A 15,972-nucleotide genomic window follows, 5' to 3' on the forward strand; every position below is an offset into this window, starting at 1 on the left:
ACCAGCCTTTTGTTTGGTAAATCGCGAGACACATTGGGCCGGCGTACCCGTCGTGTCCGCTAGCATCTGATGCGCCGAGCATGAGTAGCTCAATTTTCAGTGCAGGTACGTGAAAATGCTGCAGATCTATAAAGCTGATAGTTCGGAAAACCAGGACGACACGACACCGCCAGAATTTCGGTCGCCTTTCGAGCCCCTGGCAGAGGGACTGGCCTTCATAAGGCGGCACCTCTCGATCATGCTCCTGACGTGTTCGGTAGCGATCGTTGTCGCTGTGCTCTACCTCATCGCAGCAGCACCCACGTTCACCGCCAACGCGCAGCTCATCATAGACTCGAAGGCGGCGCCGGGAGACGCCTCGTCTGTGTCAACGGTCGTGGAAAGTCAGATCGCAGTCTTAAGATCTGAGGGTGTCGCCCGCATCGTGATCCAGAAGCTTGGTTTGGCAAAAGATCCCGAATTCGCTTCCCAAGGCTTCTCGCTACGCATGAAAAGGGCGGTATCCCGAATGCTCGGTTGGAGCAAGGCAGAATCGGAATACAGCTTGATGCGCTATGCGACGGACTCATTCGCACGGAAGTTTTCGGCGAAGCGCGCCGGCTCGACCTACATTGTAGAGATCGCCTTCAGCTCCGGCGATCCCGATCGCGCGGCGCAGATCCTGGCCGCTGTCGTCGATACGTACATCATGGGTCAAATGGACGCGAGGTACAAATCGGCTTTGCAGAGTGAGCGGTGGGTCAAGGAGCGCACGAACGAATTGAGCAGCCAGGCGTCCGCTGCAAAGAAGGCAGTGGCGGATCACTACAAGAAGAACGAAATCGCGGGTTCCCGAGGTACTGCCGATGCAGGGACATCCGAGTCGCATGCGACGACGAAGATGCAAGCTGAGCTTCGCGAACTGGAAGCCGCCTCGGACGCCGCGACGAGGACCTATGATAATTTCCTCCGTGCGCAACGTTATTTGGAAGCCATGCAGCAGCAACCGGGCTCGCCGTCGGTCGAGTCTCGCCTGCTCACTGAGGTCTCACGTCCCCTGACCGCCAGCACGCCGAAAGCCGGAATCGTGCTTGGAGTATCGACCATCGGAGGGCTACTTCTCGGCATCGCTCTTGGAATGCTGCGAGATCTGTCGAAACGCACATCCGCACCGGCGCCCCGGTCTGGATGGCGTGCAAGCAGCACTTAATGAGGTGAATCGAGGTCTTGGATGTTCGAATCCCTCGTCTGGAAATCGGTGCTGACCTTCATCTATCGTTGCTCCGGTGCGCTAATCTCCTTCGCCTTTGGCGTCAGTTTCGCCAGGATGATGAGCATCGAGGAGTATGGCACCCTCGTGTCGCTGATGTCCTTCGCCATGATTGCCTCGACGTTTGGCCTCGTCGGTCAGCCACTCCGTGTGCTGCGCGAAATACCAATTCTCGCAGCCCAGAAAGATTACACGGCGATCGGCTCAATCGTCGTACAGCGGGTTCGCCTGGCATGTCTGGGCAGTACCGTGGCGACAGGAATCGCTCTCTGCATGTTCGTTGTCGCTCACGGTCGGGAAGGAGTATTCGGACGCTGGGAGTATTCCGCGAGCGTGCTTCTGATCGTCCCACTGGCCTTGATCGAAATGCAGAGCTCTGTCGGTCGCGCGTTGGGCTCGATCAACCTCGCACTCGTGCCTAAGGACGTATTGTGGCGATTGTTCATCATCCTATTGGGCGGAGCTCTTTTCGCAACGACGGGTCATCCACTGAAGGCAGCAGATGTTTTCCTGATCGCAACCGGCGTCCTGATCCTGCTGATCGTCCTCCAGCAAATTCACGTGAGGCATCTTGCCGAGGGCCATAGGTTGTTCACCATGGCGGTGAGACAATCGAAGGAGAGCATTGTCGGCGCCTTTTCCACTTCCGGACCGTTCTGGGTAACCAGTATTGCCACCGTCCTGTTCGGTACAATCGACATCGTCATCGTCTCGGTTTTCGTTGGTGCGGAGGCCGCCGGATATTACTACGCCGCCAATCGGATCGCGCTACTTCTCGATTTCTTCCTGGGAACCTTCTGTATTCCTGCAGCACCTCTCATGGCGCGCCTGTTCGACGAGAATCGTCGCTCGGAGATCACGCGTGTCATGTCGGGTGCAACACTGGCTGCCTTTGTCGGAGTCCTTGCATGCGTCGTCGCATTGTCACTTGTCGGCGACACCGCGCTAATGGCGTTCGGACAGAATTTCGTTCGTGCCCACGGCGTACTGATGGTCCTCGCGATCGGTATGTTGCTGTCGGTTTACTTCGGCGTCGGAAGTATCGCACTGACCATGACCGGACACCAACGGGCCGCGATGAACATCATGGTCACCACCTCCGCAGTGGGGGTTGTGGCCATGGTCGGAGCAACCTGGATATTCGGGATTTGGGGAACAGCGATCGTCGTCTCCATCGTGTGGGTCGCGACGAAGGCCTGGATGGCTGCCTACCTTTACGCCGCGGAAGGAATCGATCTCACCCCCACCACCACGTTACTGAGCATCGCCAGACGGCGAGCAACACGGATGAGCACATGAACATGGGTGCGTTCGAATACGAAGTTTCGGGAAGCCGGCTATCGATTGGGTTGGTGAGGCTGATGCACGCCGCGATTGCAAGGATTACCGGGCGCGGAATGGGACTCGCCATGCAGGCGATGAAGCCCCTTCTGCATTCCCAGTTATCGTGTGTCCATTTCGCCGACGGTAGCCGTTTGTACTTTCGGCTGGACGACGTCTACTGGAATGGGTTCATCCGTCAGCCCCCGCTCGACTACGAGCCGGAGATAGGGGCGCTTCTACAGCGGCTGAAAGACGTCGACTATCTGTTCTTTGATTGCGGCGCGAACATCGGATACTGGTCCGTTCTCGTCACTTCAGAGATGCTCGGTCGCAAACGCACCATTGCTGTCGAGCCCTCACAGGAGACGATTGCGATTCTGCAACAGAACTGCAACGCCAACGGGCAACGCTTCAAGATCTGTCGCAAGGCATTGAGCGAGCACGACGGGCAGCGCCTGTTCTTCTTCTCCAATGGACCTCATGCCGCGCGACACATCGCCGAGACGCAGGATGGCCGTTCAACACACGTCGAACCGGTCATTTCAACAACGATTGATGCGTTGGCACAGCAACTGCACCTGACCGACAACGATCGGATCGTCGTCAAGCTGGATGTCGAGGGCGCCGAAATCTCCGCTCTAAGGGGCGCGCACCAAGTACTGAAGCGCGACACGCTGATCATCTACGAAGATCATGGCAGCGATCCGAGCCACGCCACGACGCGGTTCGTGTTCGACGCACTAGGATTTCCGATCTTCTCCATTGCTGCCGATGGGATAACGGAGATCAAGGAACTCGGCGCACTGGATCACGTGAAGAAAGACCCGAAGCTTGGCTACAACTTTGTAACCTGCCCTCCACGGTCCGGTTTCCACCGACGGATAGTGGAAGCTGCCGCCAGCACGAGGCTATCCATGCACTGAATCGTGAACGAATCCGAAATCAGTTGACCGCGTCTCATCAGATGGTCGCGCTCAAGCCGCTCATGGTGAAAAGATGAAAATCGCAATTCTCGTTGGCACTCGCCCGGAAATCATCAAGATGGCGCCGATCATTCGCGAATGCCAGAAGCGAAAACTCGATTACTTCATCATTCATTCGAAACAGCATTATTCGGAGAAGCTCGACGGGATCTTCTTCTCCGAACTCGATCTTCCCGCGCCGAAATACAATCTGAATGTCGGCTCCGGCGGTCATGCACACCAAACGGGCCGCATATTGATCGCGCTCGAACCGATCCTGCTATCTGAAACGCCCGATCTCCTGCTCGTTCAAGGGGATACCAACACCGTTGTGGCTGGCGCGCTCGCGGCCCGCAAACTCAACATCAAGGTCGGGCACGTCGAAGCCGGATTGCGCTCGTTTGACCAAACGATGCCCGAAGAGAGCAACCGAATCATCGCCGATCATATTTCGGACTATCTTTTTGCCGTCACCGACTTGCAGGTCGGTTACCTGAAAAAAGAGGGTCTTCCGGATTCGAAGATCTTCAAGGTCGGCAACACGATCGTCGATGCTCTTCTTTCTCACCGGATTCACGCGGAGAAAACGAGCAAGATTCTTTCTGCACTGAAACTGCAAACGAAGCGATATTACCTTCTTACGTCCCACCGGGCGGCGAACGTCGACGATCCCGATGCACTGAAGGAAATAATCCAGCTGATTGCGAAGATCCCCGGGCGGGTGTGCTGGCCAATCCACTATCGCACACAGAAGGTTCTCGGGGAAAGCAAGATTGATCTGCCTGGGAATCTGACCTGGACAGACCCCGTCGGCTATTCGGACTTCCTGAACCTTCTTTCGAACTGCGCAGCAGTTATTACTGATTCCGGCGGTGTCCAGGAAGAAGCTTGTATCCTTGGCGTACCTTGCGTGACGATTCGCGATCGCACAGAGCGGCCTGAAACTGTCGACGTCGGCGCGAACGTTTTGGTGCACCGAAACGCGGACGCGATGGTCGCAGCCCTCCATCGCCCCATGAGCCCTTGGACGAATCCATTTGGCGACGGCCACACCGCCAAAAGAATTCTCGACATCGTCACGGGCCAACATGCGCAGCCAGCGCTGCCAACGCGGGATACCGTTTGCGTTGTTGGTCTTGGCTACATGGGACTTCCGACCTCCCTCTTGTTTGCCAACGCGGGCATAAGGGTCGTTGGCTTTGATCTCAACGAGAAGAAGGTCCGGGAAATCAACGGTGGACACTGCCCATTTGAAGAGAGCGGCATTCCGGAGTTGTTGACGGCAGCTCTGAAGACGGGACACTTCAACGCTCAGACGAAGCCTGCAGCAGCGGACGTTTTCGTTGTCGCTGTACCGACCCCGCATGAGAATAAGAAATGCGACTTGTCCTTCGTTCTTTCGGCCGTGAACGATCTTCTTCCAGTTATGAAGAACGGAAATCTCCTCATCATCGAATCGACAATCAAGCCCAAGACCTGCGAAGACATCATACTTCCGCTCCTGCAGTCGAAGCATTTGAGAGTCCAAGTCGCGCACTGCCCGGAGCGCGCGATTCCCGGCAATACGCTACATGAGATCGTCCACAATGACCGCATCATTGGTGCTACGTCGCCAGAAGCAGCACAGAGAGCGGCACGCCTCTATTCGACATTCACGAAGGGCGCGATTCATCAGACGAATCTAGTGACCGCGGAGTGCGTAAAACTCATGGAAAACACTTTCCGCGATGTCAATATCGCTCTCGCGAACGAGTTCTCGCTGATTGCAGATAGGTTCAGGTTCGACATCTCAGCCGCGATTCGGCTCGCGAACAAGCATCCGCGCGTCAACATTCTGCAACCGGGAATCGGCGTCGGAGGACACTGCATCGCCATCGATCCGTGGTTCCTGACTGAAGACGTCGGCGGCGATTTGAACCTCATCAGAACGGCGCGCGAACTGAACGACGGAATGCCGAAGCGTATCGTCGCGCGAATTCAAAACAAGATCGACAGATCCGTCAGGAAGATCGGCATTCTGGGAGTGAGTTATAAGCCGGACGTCGACGATGCTCGCGAAACTCCCGTTTTGGAGGTCGCAAGGATTCTCTCGGAGAGATATGAAATCCGCTGCCACGATCCCCTCGTAAAGGATTGGGATTTCGAACTCCTCCCCATCGAAGAAGTCGATGGCTGGGCGGACGTGTTGGTTATTCTTTCGAACCATACGGTCTACGCATCCAGAAAGTTCGTATCCCCGCTGCTGTCGTTTGAAAAGCTGATCAACGCCGAGCTGACCCCGGGCCTGCGATCGGTGACCGTTCAGGCCAGGAGGCCCCGTAGCGGAACTCGATCGCGGCGTACCAATGATGAACGATCGATAGGTTGACCCAAGGTCCTTCGACAGATGTTCAACAAGTTTCACAGGCAATCGGCGTCGCGGCTCAATGTCGTAGTGGTCACGCCCGGCGGTGAAGGAGGACGAGGTGGAATCGATCGCATGATGGATGCCATTCGACACGAATTTCGCGAGCATCCGCAGGTCGATGTTGACCTTCGGTTCGTGGTCAGTCGAGGCGACAACATATACCTGTCGCCCATCGTGCTAACTTGGGCTCTTCTGAGAATAATCTACCTGCATGCGTGGCAGGGGATCGACGTCATTCATATAAACCTTTCTGCAAACGCAAGCGTCTACCGGAAGTTGATCGTTGCAGCCGCTGCATCAACGTTGCGCATTCCGTACGTCGTTCATCTCCATTCAGGTGAGTTCGGCACCTTCTGGGAATCGCGCAATGAACAGATGCGTCGTCGGATAGACGCTCTCTTTACCAAAGCCAAATCCGTAATCGTGCTTGGTCGGGTATGGTCAGATCTGGTCGCGACAAAGTTGCCGGAGCTGGCAGACCGCTTAGTCATTATGCCCAATTCGACCAGGGCGCAGCGTCATCATTCTCACTCTGATGGCCCAGTAAGAATCCTGTTTCTCGGTCGCCTTGGCCCGACCAAGGGAATTGGCGATCTCCTCGATTCGTTCGAGATAATCCGGCATCGCAATGACTGGCAGGCGACGCTCGCCGGCGATGGCGCAGTCGCAGAAACCCGCCTCTCGGTCGAACGCCGTGGACTTGCCGGTTGCGTGACAGTGCCCGGATGGCTCGATGACGACGGCGTAACGGCTGAACTACGGGCGGCTGATGTTCTTGTCCTGCCCTCCTGGGTCGAGAATCTGCCGATGTGCGTGGTGGAAGCTTTTGCCCATGGACTAGCGGTTGTGTGCACACCGGTGGGCGCCCTGCCGGAGATTGTGGAGCACGAGATGACAGGTCTTTTGGTGCCCGCGAAAAATGCCCCAGCCTTGGCCTCAGCGTTGGAACGGCTTCTGACTGATCCCGTCCTTCGCGCCCGGCTCGGGAATCAAGCGCGGGTCCAACATGCTGCTCGATTTGAGATTGGCGGCTATGTCGACAAGCTCGTTGGGGTGTGGCGCGGAGCTTCGCGCACGGAACGGTGTCTGGTCACTTCTAAAAGTTCGATGACGGCCCGCGCTAGGTGAATGGTCGGGAGCGAGCTGGTCGCCGCGATCCGAAGTATGCAACGTTTATCGGGAATGATCCGCAACGTGGGCGCAATACCTCGTTCAGATGCAGTGGGTGCGGCAATGCGCGCCGCATGGTCACAACGGTGATGAGCAGATTGACCTCGTCCTGGCCATGGCCCGCGATCACCTTCCGGAGTAACCCACAATTGACAGCGCTTACACGCCGAGTGAACCCGATCTGCGGGTTTCTACGGGTGTTATTCTCAACGCTTTTGCTTACACTTTGCTCCACATAGGTGGACGGTCTTCGGAGAGAACTGAAACTGCCGACCATCTTTACTTTTGCGAATGACGCCGGTGCGATTCTGATTGTAGAAGAAGCTATCTCGTTGCGGCAGCGGTTCTTTGCCGCGATCAGATACTCCACGCACCCTGGCCGACAACTCACTCCTGCATGCGTCGTGCAGGCAACTATGCGTACCGTGCCTTCAATGTTTTCTTTCAACCTGTTTATCCGCGAATATGTTCGTGACCCAGATGACCCAGATCTTGAAGGATTGCCTCTACTACGGCGTGAGTCGGGCTGGAGAACTCCCCTTTGTTCAGGCACGCTTCGCAGCTCGCGCGGCCATCATACTGTTGCATGAGATACAGCGCGACTGTCAGGCGGAATTGATGACCGGAACATCAGTTTCGTTTCTTGAGTACATACTCGATTGGCTGCAACGAGAAGGATGGTCGATCGTCAGCCTCGATGAATGCCTCGAGCGACTGGCAAGAAACGATCAATCTAGCCGTTATGCAGTTCTGACTTTCGACGACGGCTACCGTGACAATGTCTCTGTGGCGCTTCCAATCCTGGAACGACACAACGCGCCGTTCATGATGTACGTACCTACCGGAGCCCCTACGCGATCCATGCAGTCGTGGTGGTTGGGTTTGCGCAAATTGTTTCTCTCTAAAGACACTGTTGCAATAGACGCATTGGGTCGACAGTTTCATTGTCCTGATACTCGAAGCAAGACGTCCGCGTTGGCCGAGGTGACCCGGTGGGTTCACCAGGATTACCGGCGGAGTGCGATGCTCGCGCCTACGTTCAAACAGAATGGAATTTCGCTGGTGGCATTGAATGACGCCTATTTCCTGGATGAACGCGAGCTTGGCCTTCTTGCGCGTCATCCGCTCGCGTCATTCGGCGGCCACACGACCTCACATGCAGCGCTCGCGACGCTCGACGAGCCCTCGGCGCGTGCCGAATTGGCCAATAACCGCGCCTACCTCGAGAATTTGCTTCAACGGTCCGTTCGACACGTTGCATATCCGTATGGCGGTCCTAGAGCGTGCGATGTTCGTGAAGAGCATCTCGCGTGCGAAGTTGGGTTTCAAACAGCGGTGACAACACGACAAGGACAACTGCGCGAGCACAAGATGAATCACTTTGCACTCCCCAGAATCGGCTTTAGCAGTCGTTCGGGCTTCACGGCTCGAATGAGCGGCATCATGGAGGCCGTCCAGGCGCTATGAGCCCGTCCCACGAACGGATCCCGCTCGAAGTTATTTCGACCCGCGCAGGACCGGAAATGAAGCGACCGCTTTTCGGACTAGTGATTCATCGGATTAGGGTTCGCGGAAGGCGGTCGATACCAGGTTCAGAATGCCCGAAAGAACTGCACTCAGCGTGAACCACTTTGTTGGATCAGCCTCCGCTTCATGGACAGTCCGCCCGCCAGCACTCGGCTTGATCGTGAGCATCGGTTTGCGCCTGGGTGCCCTTCTGCTTTCCCAAGGATCAGCATCGCCCAGTCACGCCGCCGAGCTTCTTTTCAAGTCCAGCTTCAACGGGAGCCTGTTGAGTGAGCCGTACGAATGTCAGACATCCTGCTGGCAGGATATCAAGGGTTCCGATGCATTGACCGATCATAACTGGGCGCCTCAAATTTGGCGGGGCACTGGAAAGCTGCAACTTCTCGCCGATACACCAGTTACGCCTAATACGGTGAGCAATTACGTTTTCAACGAAATCCAGAGAGTCAGGGGACCCCGCGGTCAACAAACCTCCGTTCTCTACAGCGAAATGCGGAAGCGCGGCAGCAGTGCCACGCAAAATCCATATCTTCTCACGCCGTCAACCTCTACTTTGCAAGGCGACCTTTACGTAAGCTACTGGATAAAACTTCAGCCTGACTTACTGAAGAAGCTCGGGCCAAACAATTGGTGGGTCCTCTTCGAATGGAAGACCAATGCACAACATAGGCTCATTACCTATATATTGGTCGACCGCCTGAACAGGCCGTACTGGCATTTGAAAACTGACGATCTGTCGGATGGTCCGGCCAAGAGTTTCTGGGAGATCTCGAACCGTACAGCTCCCGTGCCGGTTGGGGAATGGTTCAAGTTCGAATTCTTCTGGCACCGGAGTTCTCAGCGCGACGGACGCGCATGGCAGGCCATCAATGGGCAAGTCGTGTTCGATCGCTTCGGATCATTGCTTGGCGGAAACGATCCCATAGACCGCATTATGGTCACGCAAGTCTATTCTGGTGGTTCACTCCCACTGTATCAGTGGGTAGAGGACATCGAAATATGGGATGGGTTTCCCTGCGGAGACGGCACGCCCTGTGGACCAAAGCTGACCGTTCCCCAATGACGGATTGCATGTGCAACGTGGCAGCTAAAACCAGCATCCAAGACCTGGCGGCAGCCCAACGGTACAAGCCTCAGCTCATCGTTTGTCAGATTGAATGACAGCATCGAGGTCATCCACGTGCCGGCAGACCGCGCGGCTTGATCATCTCGTCAACCAAACTCTCGGATAGCTCTTTTTGCTGTGCTTTCCCGGCCATGAAAAGCACGAACAACAGGTTGGATTGATGGAAGACCACACCGTTCGTGAAAAAGAGCACCAGAAACAATGCAACGCAGGGCATCCTGTATTCAGCCTCCAGACGCGATAGGATCACATACCACGCATAAAGAACGGCTGTTGTGCCGACAAGTCCGTAACAAATCATCAGATTGAGAAGGTCGTTATGAGCAAGGAACGGGAAGGAACCATATTGCCAGACCGCTCCGCGCCCAAATAACAGCTCCAACAGCGATGAGTTCTCCAGCATTTGAACATAGTAGCGCCAAATTTCGTCGCGCCCGCTCATCAGATTGGATGTGTCTTGCTCAAAGAAAACCCGATCTCGATAGAGAATTCGTTGGAGGAAGCCATCCACAAATTCGGAGTTCGACAGAAGAACGGCGATGGCGACGACAGAAACGCCAAGCGTCACCAGAAACACCCTCAAGTTGAATGTGCTGTATTTCTTGATCAAGAACGCGAGCAGGAAACCAAGGAGGGCAGATCGGACATTGAGAACGGTTAGCAGGACCAAAGCAATGACTGAAAGACCGATCCATTGATTGATCAACAAGATTGAAAATTTGGCTATCGTCTGGGCTACCACATGGAAAGACTTCTCTCCTTCCCCGGTGCCGGCATTTCCGCCGAATTTCGTCAACAGATCTGCCTCCGGCTCGCCCTCGCTGAAAACGAAAATGAGCAATAATCCGCACAACACCGGTATACCAAATCTCAACGTTCGCTTTCGCAAATCGACAAAGATTGACGGCTCGCAGCGCGACAGGAACAACAGGAATATGATCGGCAGCAAGACTGTTACGGAAAAATAGAGTTGTGAGGTCGCTTCGGCAGGAATCCAGAGCAGGTTAACTATCGCCAGCCAACAGACGGCAAGGCCAATAGCCATGTCACCGCGAGTGGTGCCAAACGTTGCAATCTTTATGGCCGTCAGCGCCAACGCCCCGCCGACGTAAAGCGCGACCAACGTCGTCCCCTTTTCCCCAGGGCTGAGAATATCGGCACTGCACCGAAACATAAGAAACAAGAACAACGCGTTTACGAACATCCCCGGCCACTCCTTAGGGGATCGAATTTTCTCGACAATCTCTTGGATCGATCACAATTAGCGTCCTCCTGCAGCCCTCGCAGCATTGCCCTCAAACTGATCGCGCTGTGATGGCTTGAATGTTCGGATGAACATTTCGAGATTTGTCAATGACCAGATGACCCTTTCATGATTCTGCCGGCCTCCGACATGTTCAGCCACGAGGCCACGAAGCTTCGTCCTGTTACATATCCTCGCTACACTTGATGCGTCACTTACCAGCATGTCATGTATGAAATTACGGTAAGGGCCTCTGAACCACTCTCCGATCGGAACACGGAATCCAACCTTCTTCCGTCGCACGATCTCCGGTGGCAGAATCTTGTCCATCGCCGCACGCAACACTGTCTTGCCGCCTTTGCCGCCCGTCAGGAACTCGTCCGGGAAGCGCGCAACGACACTCGCCAGCACTGTATCCATGAATGGCATCCGGCCCTCGATGGACCCTGCCATCATCATTCGATCGCCTCGTTCCAACAGATCGTCTGGAAGCCAGGATGTCTGATCGAAGAACAATGTACGCCGCAGACTTGACTTCAGCCCCGACGAGTACGGATAGATGTCGGGCGGCGTTGCCGATACGGGCCGGCCTAGCATCGCCTCAACTTCGGCAACCGAAGTGCCGCCGAACCACACTCGCATGCGGTTCACAAGATCGCGCTCGCTCGCAGCTAACGCAAGGATCTTCACGCGCCGCATCCCATAGGGCAATGAATGCACCAACGGGTAGATCAGCCGCTCGTGTACCCGCTGCGGCATCAGCCACTGATACAAATCTATCCACTGCTCAGCCCGATGCTTCGGATATCCTCCCATCAACTCATCGGCGCCTTCTCCCGTGAGTACCATCTTCACGCTACGAGAGGCCATCTCCGAAAGCATGAAGATCGGGACATCAGATGTCTCGCTTACCGGAGCACCGCGGCGCACGACAGCGGTTGACCAATGTTCCATGAAGGCGTCGGGCGCGACCACTAGTTCATTGTGGTTGGTCCCAAACCGGCCCGCAATGACACGCGCGTGGTCGAGCTCTGAGTACTCCGCCTCCCGAAAACCCACCGAGAACGTTCGCGCGGGCTCCGCGCTATGTTTGACCATGGTTGCGACGACCGCCGACGAGTCGAGACCACCCGAAAGGTAGGCTCCGAACGGCGCATCGCTGCGCATACGGATTCGGACGGCCTCATCGAATGCCCCTTCAAACAAACGAATCGCATCGTCAAAGGACTTGACGTCCGGCATTGTCGTCGCAAACGGCGGCGTGAAATACCGAGTCGTTTTCAGCGTCCCGCTTTGCCATACGGCATAGTGACCAGGTTGCAGCTTCTTCACCGCACGGAAGAACGTGGACGGCCCCGGAACGTAGCGATTAAGAAGATAGTGGCCGAGTGCGTCGGAATCGAACTCTCTATCGAGGCCCGGAAACTGAACGAGCGGCTCGATCTCCGAGCCGAAGAGAAGAACGCCTTGCAGCTCAGCGAGAAACAGGGGCTTCTTGCCGAAGGCATCCCGGGCAAGTATTAGCCGCTGCTCTGTTTCATCCCAGAGCGCAAAGCCGAACATTCCGCGAAATCTTCGGACTGCATCAAGGTGCCAGGCGCGATATGCTTCAATGAGCACCTCGGAGTCTGAGTTCGTGCGAAACCGGTGGCCCAGGGCAACAAGCTCCTGCCGGAGTTCAATATAATTATAGATCTCGCCGTTGAAGATTAGCGTGAATCGGCCATCCTCGCTTGACATTGGTTGCGCGCCACCACCGATATCAATAATCGAAAGCCGACGGTGGCCGAAGCCGATTTGAAACCGCTCATCTGACGTCTTGTGGAGCCAGTAGCCGGAGCCGTCCGGCCCTCGATGAAACATCAGATCCGTAAGGCTGATAAGAGTCTCGCGATCCCTGCTCTGCGCTGCCCCAAGAACCCAACCAAATATTCCGCACATCGCAAATGCCTTATCCAGAGACAGTTAGATGATCGCCGGCACATGCTCGGTCGAGTTGACCGGTGCGATTAAGCTGTCAATCCAGCTGAACAACGCCAGAAAGCAAAATGACACGTTACCCGACTGGACCGTGTGGGGCGCGCGGACATTCGGCCTCTCGTGCAAATGCTGTTGGCTACGCATCGCCCTGCCTACGAGTTCGACCGTAACGGCCGTCAGGAGTTCAATGAGGCATCCTAGAAAATGACGGACGCATCGCCACCCCCCAGCCGCGTCATGTCGACGTAGCCAAGTCCAAACACCGCAATATTTCATCCTGCTACAATCGCCTTGGAGCATCCTGCTACAATAGCCTTGGGGCGCGCTGAGCAACCAGAGGCAAAAGGATTGTTATCTGGGGCTACGGGGCTACCCAATTGTAAGTAACTCGGCCATGAACCGAGTCAGCCGTCCACGTAAGCCACAGCATGCGCCGCGCCCGACCCCTTCCGCAATCGTCCGCGGAAGCTGGGCGAGGTGTCTCTGGCCTGGACACGCCAGAAAGATGCTGCTCCATCCCGGTTGCTATACAGCCGGGTGAAGACTAGCGGCGCCTACGCGACACTATACTCGTCGATGAGACGCTTCGTGTTCAGAATGTTGCTCTTGCTGGAAGCTCCAAATACGATCGATTCTATTTTCTGACTGCAGACGTATTCGATTGCCTCGCGCGGCTCGATCGCTCCGGAAGCCAAGACAGACATTGCCACGGGTCTGAATTTGCGCGACGCAATCGTCTTTTCATATAGGTCGATACCGCCGCACATCCGAAAGCCCAGCTTGTTCATGTTCGCACATACTATCGGATTTTCTATGCCAACTTGCTCCAGAGCATCCAGAAGACGCGGCATGTTCATTGTTATAAAGCCTGGCTCGGCCTTATAGCGGTCCTGCACGTGGTCAGCAAAAATGCGAAACGCGTCCTTGATCCCCATTCCGAGCAACAGGTCGGTGACCACGTTCTGAAGAAAGATAACCGGCGTCTTCAGCCCACTGAACATTTTCATCTCGGCGTCGATCAGGAGCCGCGCCATACCCTCCACATCGCGCCTGGCTACAGATACACTACCCCTCACCAGCGCAGAAAGGGCTCCCTCTGCGGGCAAAAACCGCTTCAACGCCTCCATCGTTCCGTGCTCGGTTACGGCATTCGCATATTTATGGGCGTACGGCATGCAAGGATAGAATTCGAGCTTCGAGTATCGCTCCGGGTGCAAACGGACATGCGCGCAGACCTCAGCGATTCGATCATGCGTCGTACACATGAAGACATGGATGCCGCTGTCATAGGCGGCATCCAGCAAATCAGTAATTTCGTGTATATCCGCGAAGCGGATGGCCTGCGCACGCGCCTTTTCTTCGGACATGTGATTGATGCCGAAGAACTGATTATCGCCGAACAATATTCGATCCACTGGCCCCTCCTCCCCTGGTGGGAGAGTATATCTATCTCAGCGCCCCATGACCGCGGACAAGAAGCCTCCAGACCCGTTCGGGCTCAGAGTTGGGCTCCTGGATCCGGAATCCACTTGCCGCCACGCTTCTCCCGCATTCTGCAACATCGCGGACACGACACAATCAGTTTGAACCGCGGAATCGAAGGACGAGATATTCTCCCGGCGACCTTCAACGATGCATTGGAAGAAGTGGTCGAGCTGCGCAGAATATTCCTCACCCCGCAGGTAATACCAAACATCGCTATGAAAGTCGGTTGTATGACGAATATCCCAACCCTCTTTCGCCGCAACAGCGCCGCCCGCCGCGGCTCGAATGAATGTCTTCACTTCCTGGCGGTCAACGACCATACGTCCATTCGTGCCCCAGAGCGTGACCTGCGTCGACATTCTGCGCAAACTGTCGTCGCTCCAATTGGCGGCGATCATCCCCGTCATGCCATCGGCAAAATGCATCGTCGCGTAGACCTCGTCGTCCACGTCCCGGGAAAATATCCTGTTGAGCACCGTCCCGGACACAGCATCGGGCCTGCCAACGAGATAATTCACGATATCGATTGCATGGCATGCGTAATCATAGAGGCAGCCGCCGCCCTCGCTGCCCTTCGATCGCCATGTCGCCCCTTTGGGTCGCAACACCACCGGGCCATAGGCTTCAACCCTGACGTGATGAAGCCGGCCAAGCGCGTGCGCATCGAGTAGACGCTTGGCCTCGTTGAACGCCCCGACGAATCGGTAGTGATACCCCACCTGGTTGACAACACCTTTCCTTTCAGCCAGCTCCGCCAGATCGAGACCGTCGGACACATCGAGGCAAAATGGCTTTTCGCAAAACACGTGCAGGCCTCTATTGAGGGCCTCGCGGACCATTTCGCCATGAAATCGCGAAGGCGTCGCAATGATGACTGCATCGAGCGATTTCTTATCGAGCATTTCCCGATAATTGGAGAAAACCTCGATGCCGGTATATTTGTGGAGGATGCCGCACAAATAACTCGCACTATCGCAAATTCCGACCAGCTTGACCGCGGGATGCGTGTTGACAATCGCGAGATGGGAAAGCCCCATCTTGCCGAGCCCAATCAGACCAACATTGAGCATAGCAATCTCCATAACATGGGCCACGGCCTTCAATCCCCCAGAAATGCACGTCCCCGATGAGAACACCAACGGGGCGCTTCTGCTCGACACTGGACCGCAGAAGGCGATGATAGAGCAGGGCTGCTAAATAGGCGGCAACGGCAATGAGTAGGAAAGTCGCTGCTGCCAATACCAGCAGGACGGCCAATCTACCCATACCGACCCTGGCTGGAGCTGCCCCGCCGACATCGTGCGAAAGCGCGGGAAGCTTGGTGACACTCGTGGAGGACGGCAAATTGGTAAAGAACGAATAGCTCATATCCGGCCGCCCTAGCCAACGCAGGTAGATGATCGGTACCATCCGAGTCACGGAGGGGACATTGCTATTAATGGGTAGCGTATGGGGTAGCTAAGATGGTCCATTGAGCCGCGGCAGCCCCGGACCAGGATT

Annotated in this window: 11 protein-coding genes; 7 read left to right on the forward strand and 4 right to left on the reverse strand. The window is 55.8% G+C overall.

Annotated elements, in window-relative coordinates:
* The first annotated feature begins 115 nt into the window (after positions 1–115).
* From LMTR21_RS35635 to LMTR21_RS35665, 7 genes are all read left to right on the forward strand, one after another.
* On the forward strand, positions 116–1,189 hold the full coding sequence (locus LMTR21_RS35635; RefSeq protein WP_065752148.1) for a Wzz/FepE/Etk N-terminal domain-containing protein: 1,074 nt from the start codon (positions 116–118) through the stop codon (positions 1,187–1,189).
* 21 nt (positions 1,190–1,210) lie between these two features.
* On the forward strand, positions 1,211–2,548 hold the full coding sequence (locus LMTR21_RS35640; RefSeq protein WP_065752149.1) for an oligosaccharide flippase family protein: 1,338 nt from the start codon (positions 1,211–1,213) through the stop codon (positions 2,546–2,548).
* Positions 2,545–3,495 carry an FkbM family methyltransferase gene (locus LMTR21_RS35645; protein ID WP_246174919.1) on the forward strand — a complete coding sequence of 317 codons (951 nt, stop codon included), beginning with the start codon at positions 2,545–2,547 and terminating at the stop codon, positions 3,493–3,495. Before LMTR21_RS35640 ends, LMTR21_RS35645 begins: the two co-directional genes overlap by 4 nt.
* 73 nt (positions 3,496–3,568) lie before the next feature.
* The gene (gene wecB / locus LMTR21_RS35650) at positions 3,569–5,902 is read left to right on the forward strand and encodes a non-hydrolyzing UDP-N-acetylglucosamine 2-epimerase (protein WP_084030524.1); all 2,334 of its coding nucleotides are present in this window, start codon (positions 3,569–3,571) and stop codon (positions 5,900–5,902) included.
* A gap of 18 nt (positions 5,903–5,920) precedes the next feature.
* A complete protein-coding gene (locus tag LMTR21_RS35655; RefSeq protein ID WP_084030525.1) occupies positions 5,921–7,069 on the forward strand; it encodes a glycosyltransferase family 4 protein in 1,149 nt (382 codons plus the stop codon).
* 522 nt (positions 7,070–7,591) lie between these two features.
* Positions 7,592–8,578, forward strand: a complete 987-nt coding sequence (locus tag LMTR21_RS35660) for a polysaccharide deacetylase family protein (protein WP_084030547.1) — start codon at positions 7,592–7,594, stop codon at positions 8,576–8,578.
* A gap of 214 nt (positions 8,579–8,792) precedes the next feature.
* On the forward strand, positions 8,793–9,701 hold the full coding sequence (locus LMTR21_RS35665; RefSeq protein ID WP_187399267.1) for a hypothetical protein: 909 nt from the start codon (positions 8,793–8,795) through the stop codon (positions 9,699–9,701).
* Positions 9,702–9,810: 109 nt separating this feature from the next.
* Here LMTR21_RS35665 and LMTR21_RS35670 read toward each other — a convergent pair whose 3' ends face one another.
* The 4 genes from LMTR21_RS35670 to LMTR21_RS35685 form a co-directional block, all read right to left on the reverse strand.
* On the reverse strand, positions 9,811–10,968 hold the full coding sequence (locus tag LMTR21_RS35670) for an O-antigen ligase family protein (RefSeq protein ID WP_065752151.1): 1,158 nt from the start codon (positions 10,966–10,968) through the stop codon (positions 9,811–9,813).
* Between the two features lie 57 nt (positions 10,969–11,025).
* On the reverse strand, positions 11,026–12,948 hold the full coding sequence (gene asnB, locus LMTR21_RS35675; RefSeq protein ID WP_065752152.1) for an asparagine synthase (glutamine-hydrolyzing): 1,923 nt from the start codon (positions 12,946–12,948) through the stop codon (positions 11,026–11,028).
* A gap of 593 nt (positions 12,949–13,541) precedes the next feature.
* The gene (locus tag LMTR21_RS35680) at positions 13,542–14,402 is read right to left on the reverse strand and encodes a hypothetical protein (protein WP_210250544.1); all 861 of its coding nucleotides are present in this window, start codon (positions 14,400–14,402) and stop codon (positions 13,542–13,544) included.
* 36 nt (positions 14,403–14,438) lie between these two features.
* Positions 14,439–15,542, reverse strand: coding sequence for a Gfo/Idh/MocA family protein (locus tag LMTR21_RS35685; RefSeq protein ID WP_065752304.1), 1,104 nt, complete (start codon positions 15,540–15,542; stop codon positions 14,439–14,441).
* Positions 15,543–15,972 lie beyond the last annotated feature (430 nt).

The sequence above is a fragment of the Bradyrhizobium paxllaeri genome (genome assembly GCF_001693515.2).
Classification (GTDB): domain Bacteria; phylum Pseudomonadota; class Alphaproteobacteria; order Rhizobiales; family Xanthobacteraceae; genus Bradyrhizobium; species Bradyrhizobium paxllaeri.

What these genes read in the sequence shown, in the direction of transcription:
- LMTR21_RS35635 (WP_065752148.1), top strand. Translation starts at nt 116, where the DNA reads ATGCTGCAGATCTATAAAGCTGATAGTTCGGAAAACCAGGACGACACG.
- LMTR21_RS35640 (WP_065752149.1), top strand. Translation starts at nt 1,211, where the DNA reads ATGTTCGAATCCCTCGTCTGGAAATCGGTGCTGACCTTCATCTATCGT.
- LMTR21_RS35645 (WP_246174919.1), top strand. Translation starts at nt 2,545, where the DNA reads ATGAACATGGGTGCGTTCGAATACGAAGTTTCGGGAAGCCGGCTATCG.
- wecB (WP_084030524.1), top strand. Translation starts at nt 3,569, where the DNA reads ATGAAAATCGCAATTCTCGTTGGCACTCGCCCGGAAATCATCAAGATG.
- LMTR21_RS35655 (WP_084030525.1), top strand. Translation starts at nt 5,921, where the DNA reads ATGTTCAACAAGTTTCACAGGCAATCGGCGTCGCGGCTCAATGTCGTA.
- LMTR21_RS35660 (WP_084030547.1), top strand. Translation starts at nt 7,592, where the DNA reads ATGACCCAGATCTTGAAGGATTGCCTCTACTACGGCGTGAGTCGGGCT.
- LMTR21_RS35670 (WP_065752151.1), bottom strand. Translation starts at nt 10,968, where the DNA reads ATGTTCGTAAACGCGTTGTTCTTGTTTCTTATGTTTCGGTGCAGTGCC.
- asnB (WP_065752152.1), bottom strand. Translation starts at nt 12,948, where the DNA reads ATGTGCGGAATATTTGGTTGGGTTCTTGGGGCAGCGCAGAGCAGGGAT.
- LMTR21_RS35685 (WP_065752304.1), bottom strand. Translation starts at nt 15,542, where the DNA reads ATGCTCAATGTTGGTCTGATTGGGCTCGGCAAGATGGGGCTTTCCCAT.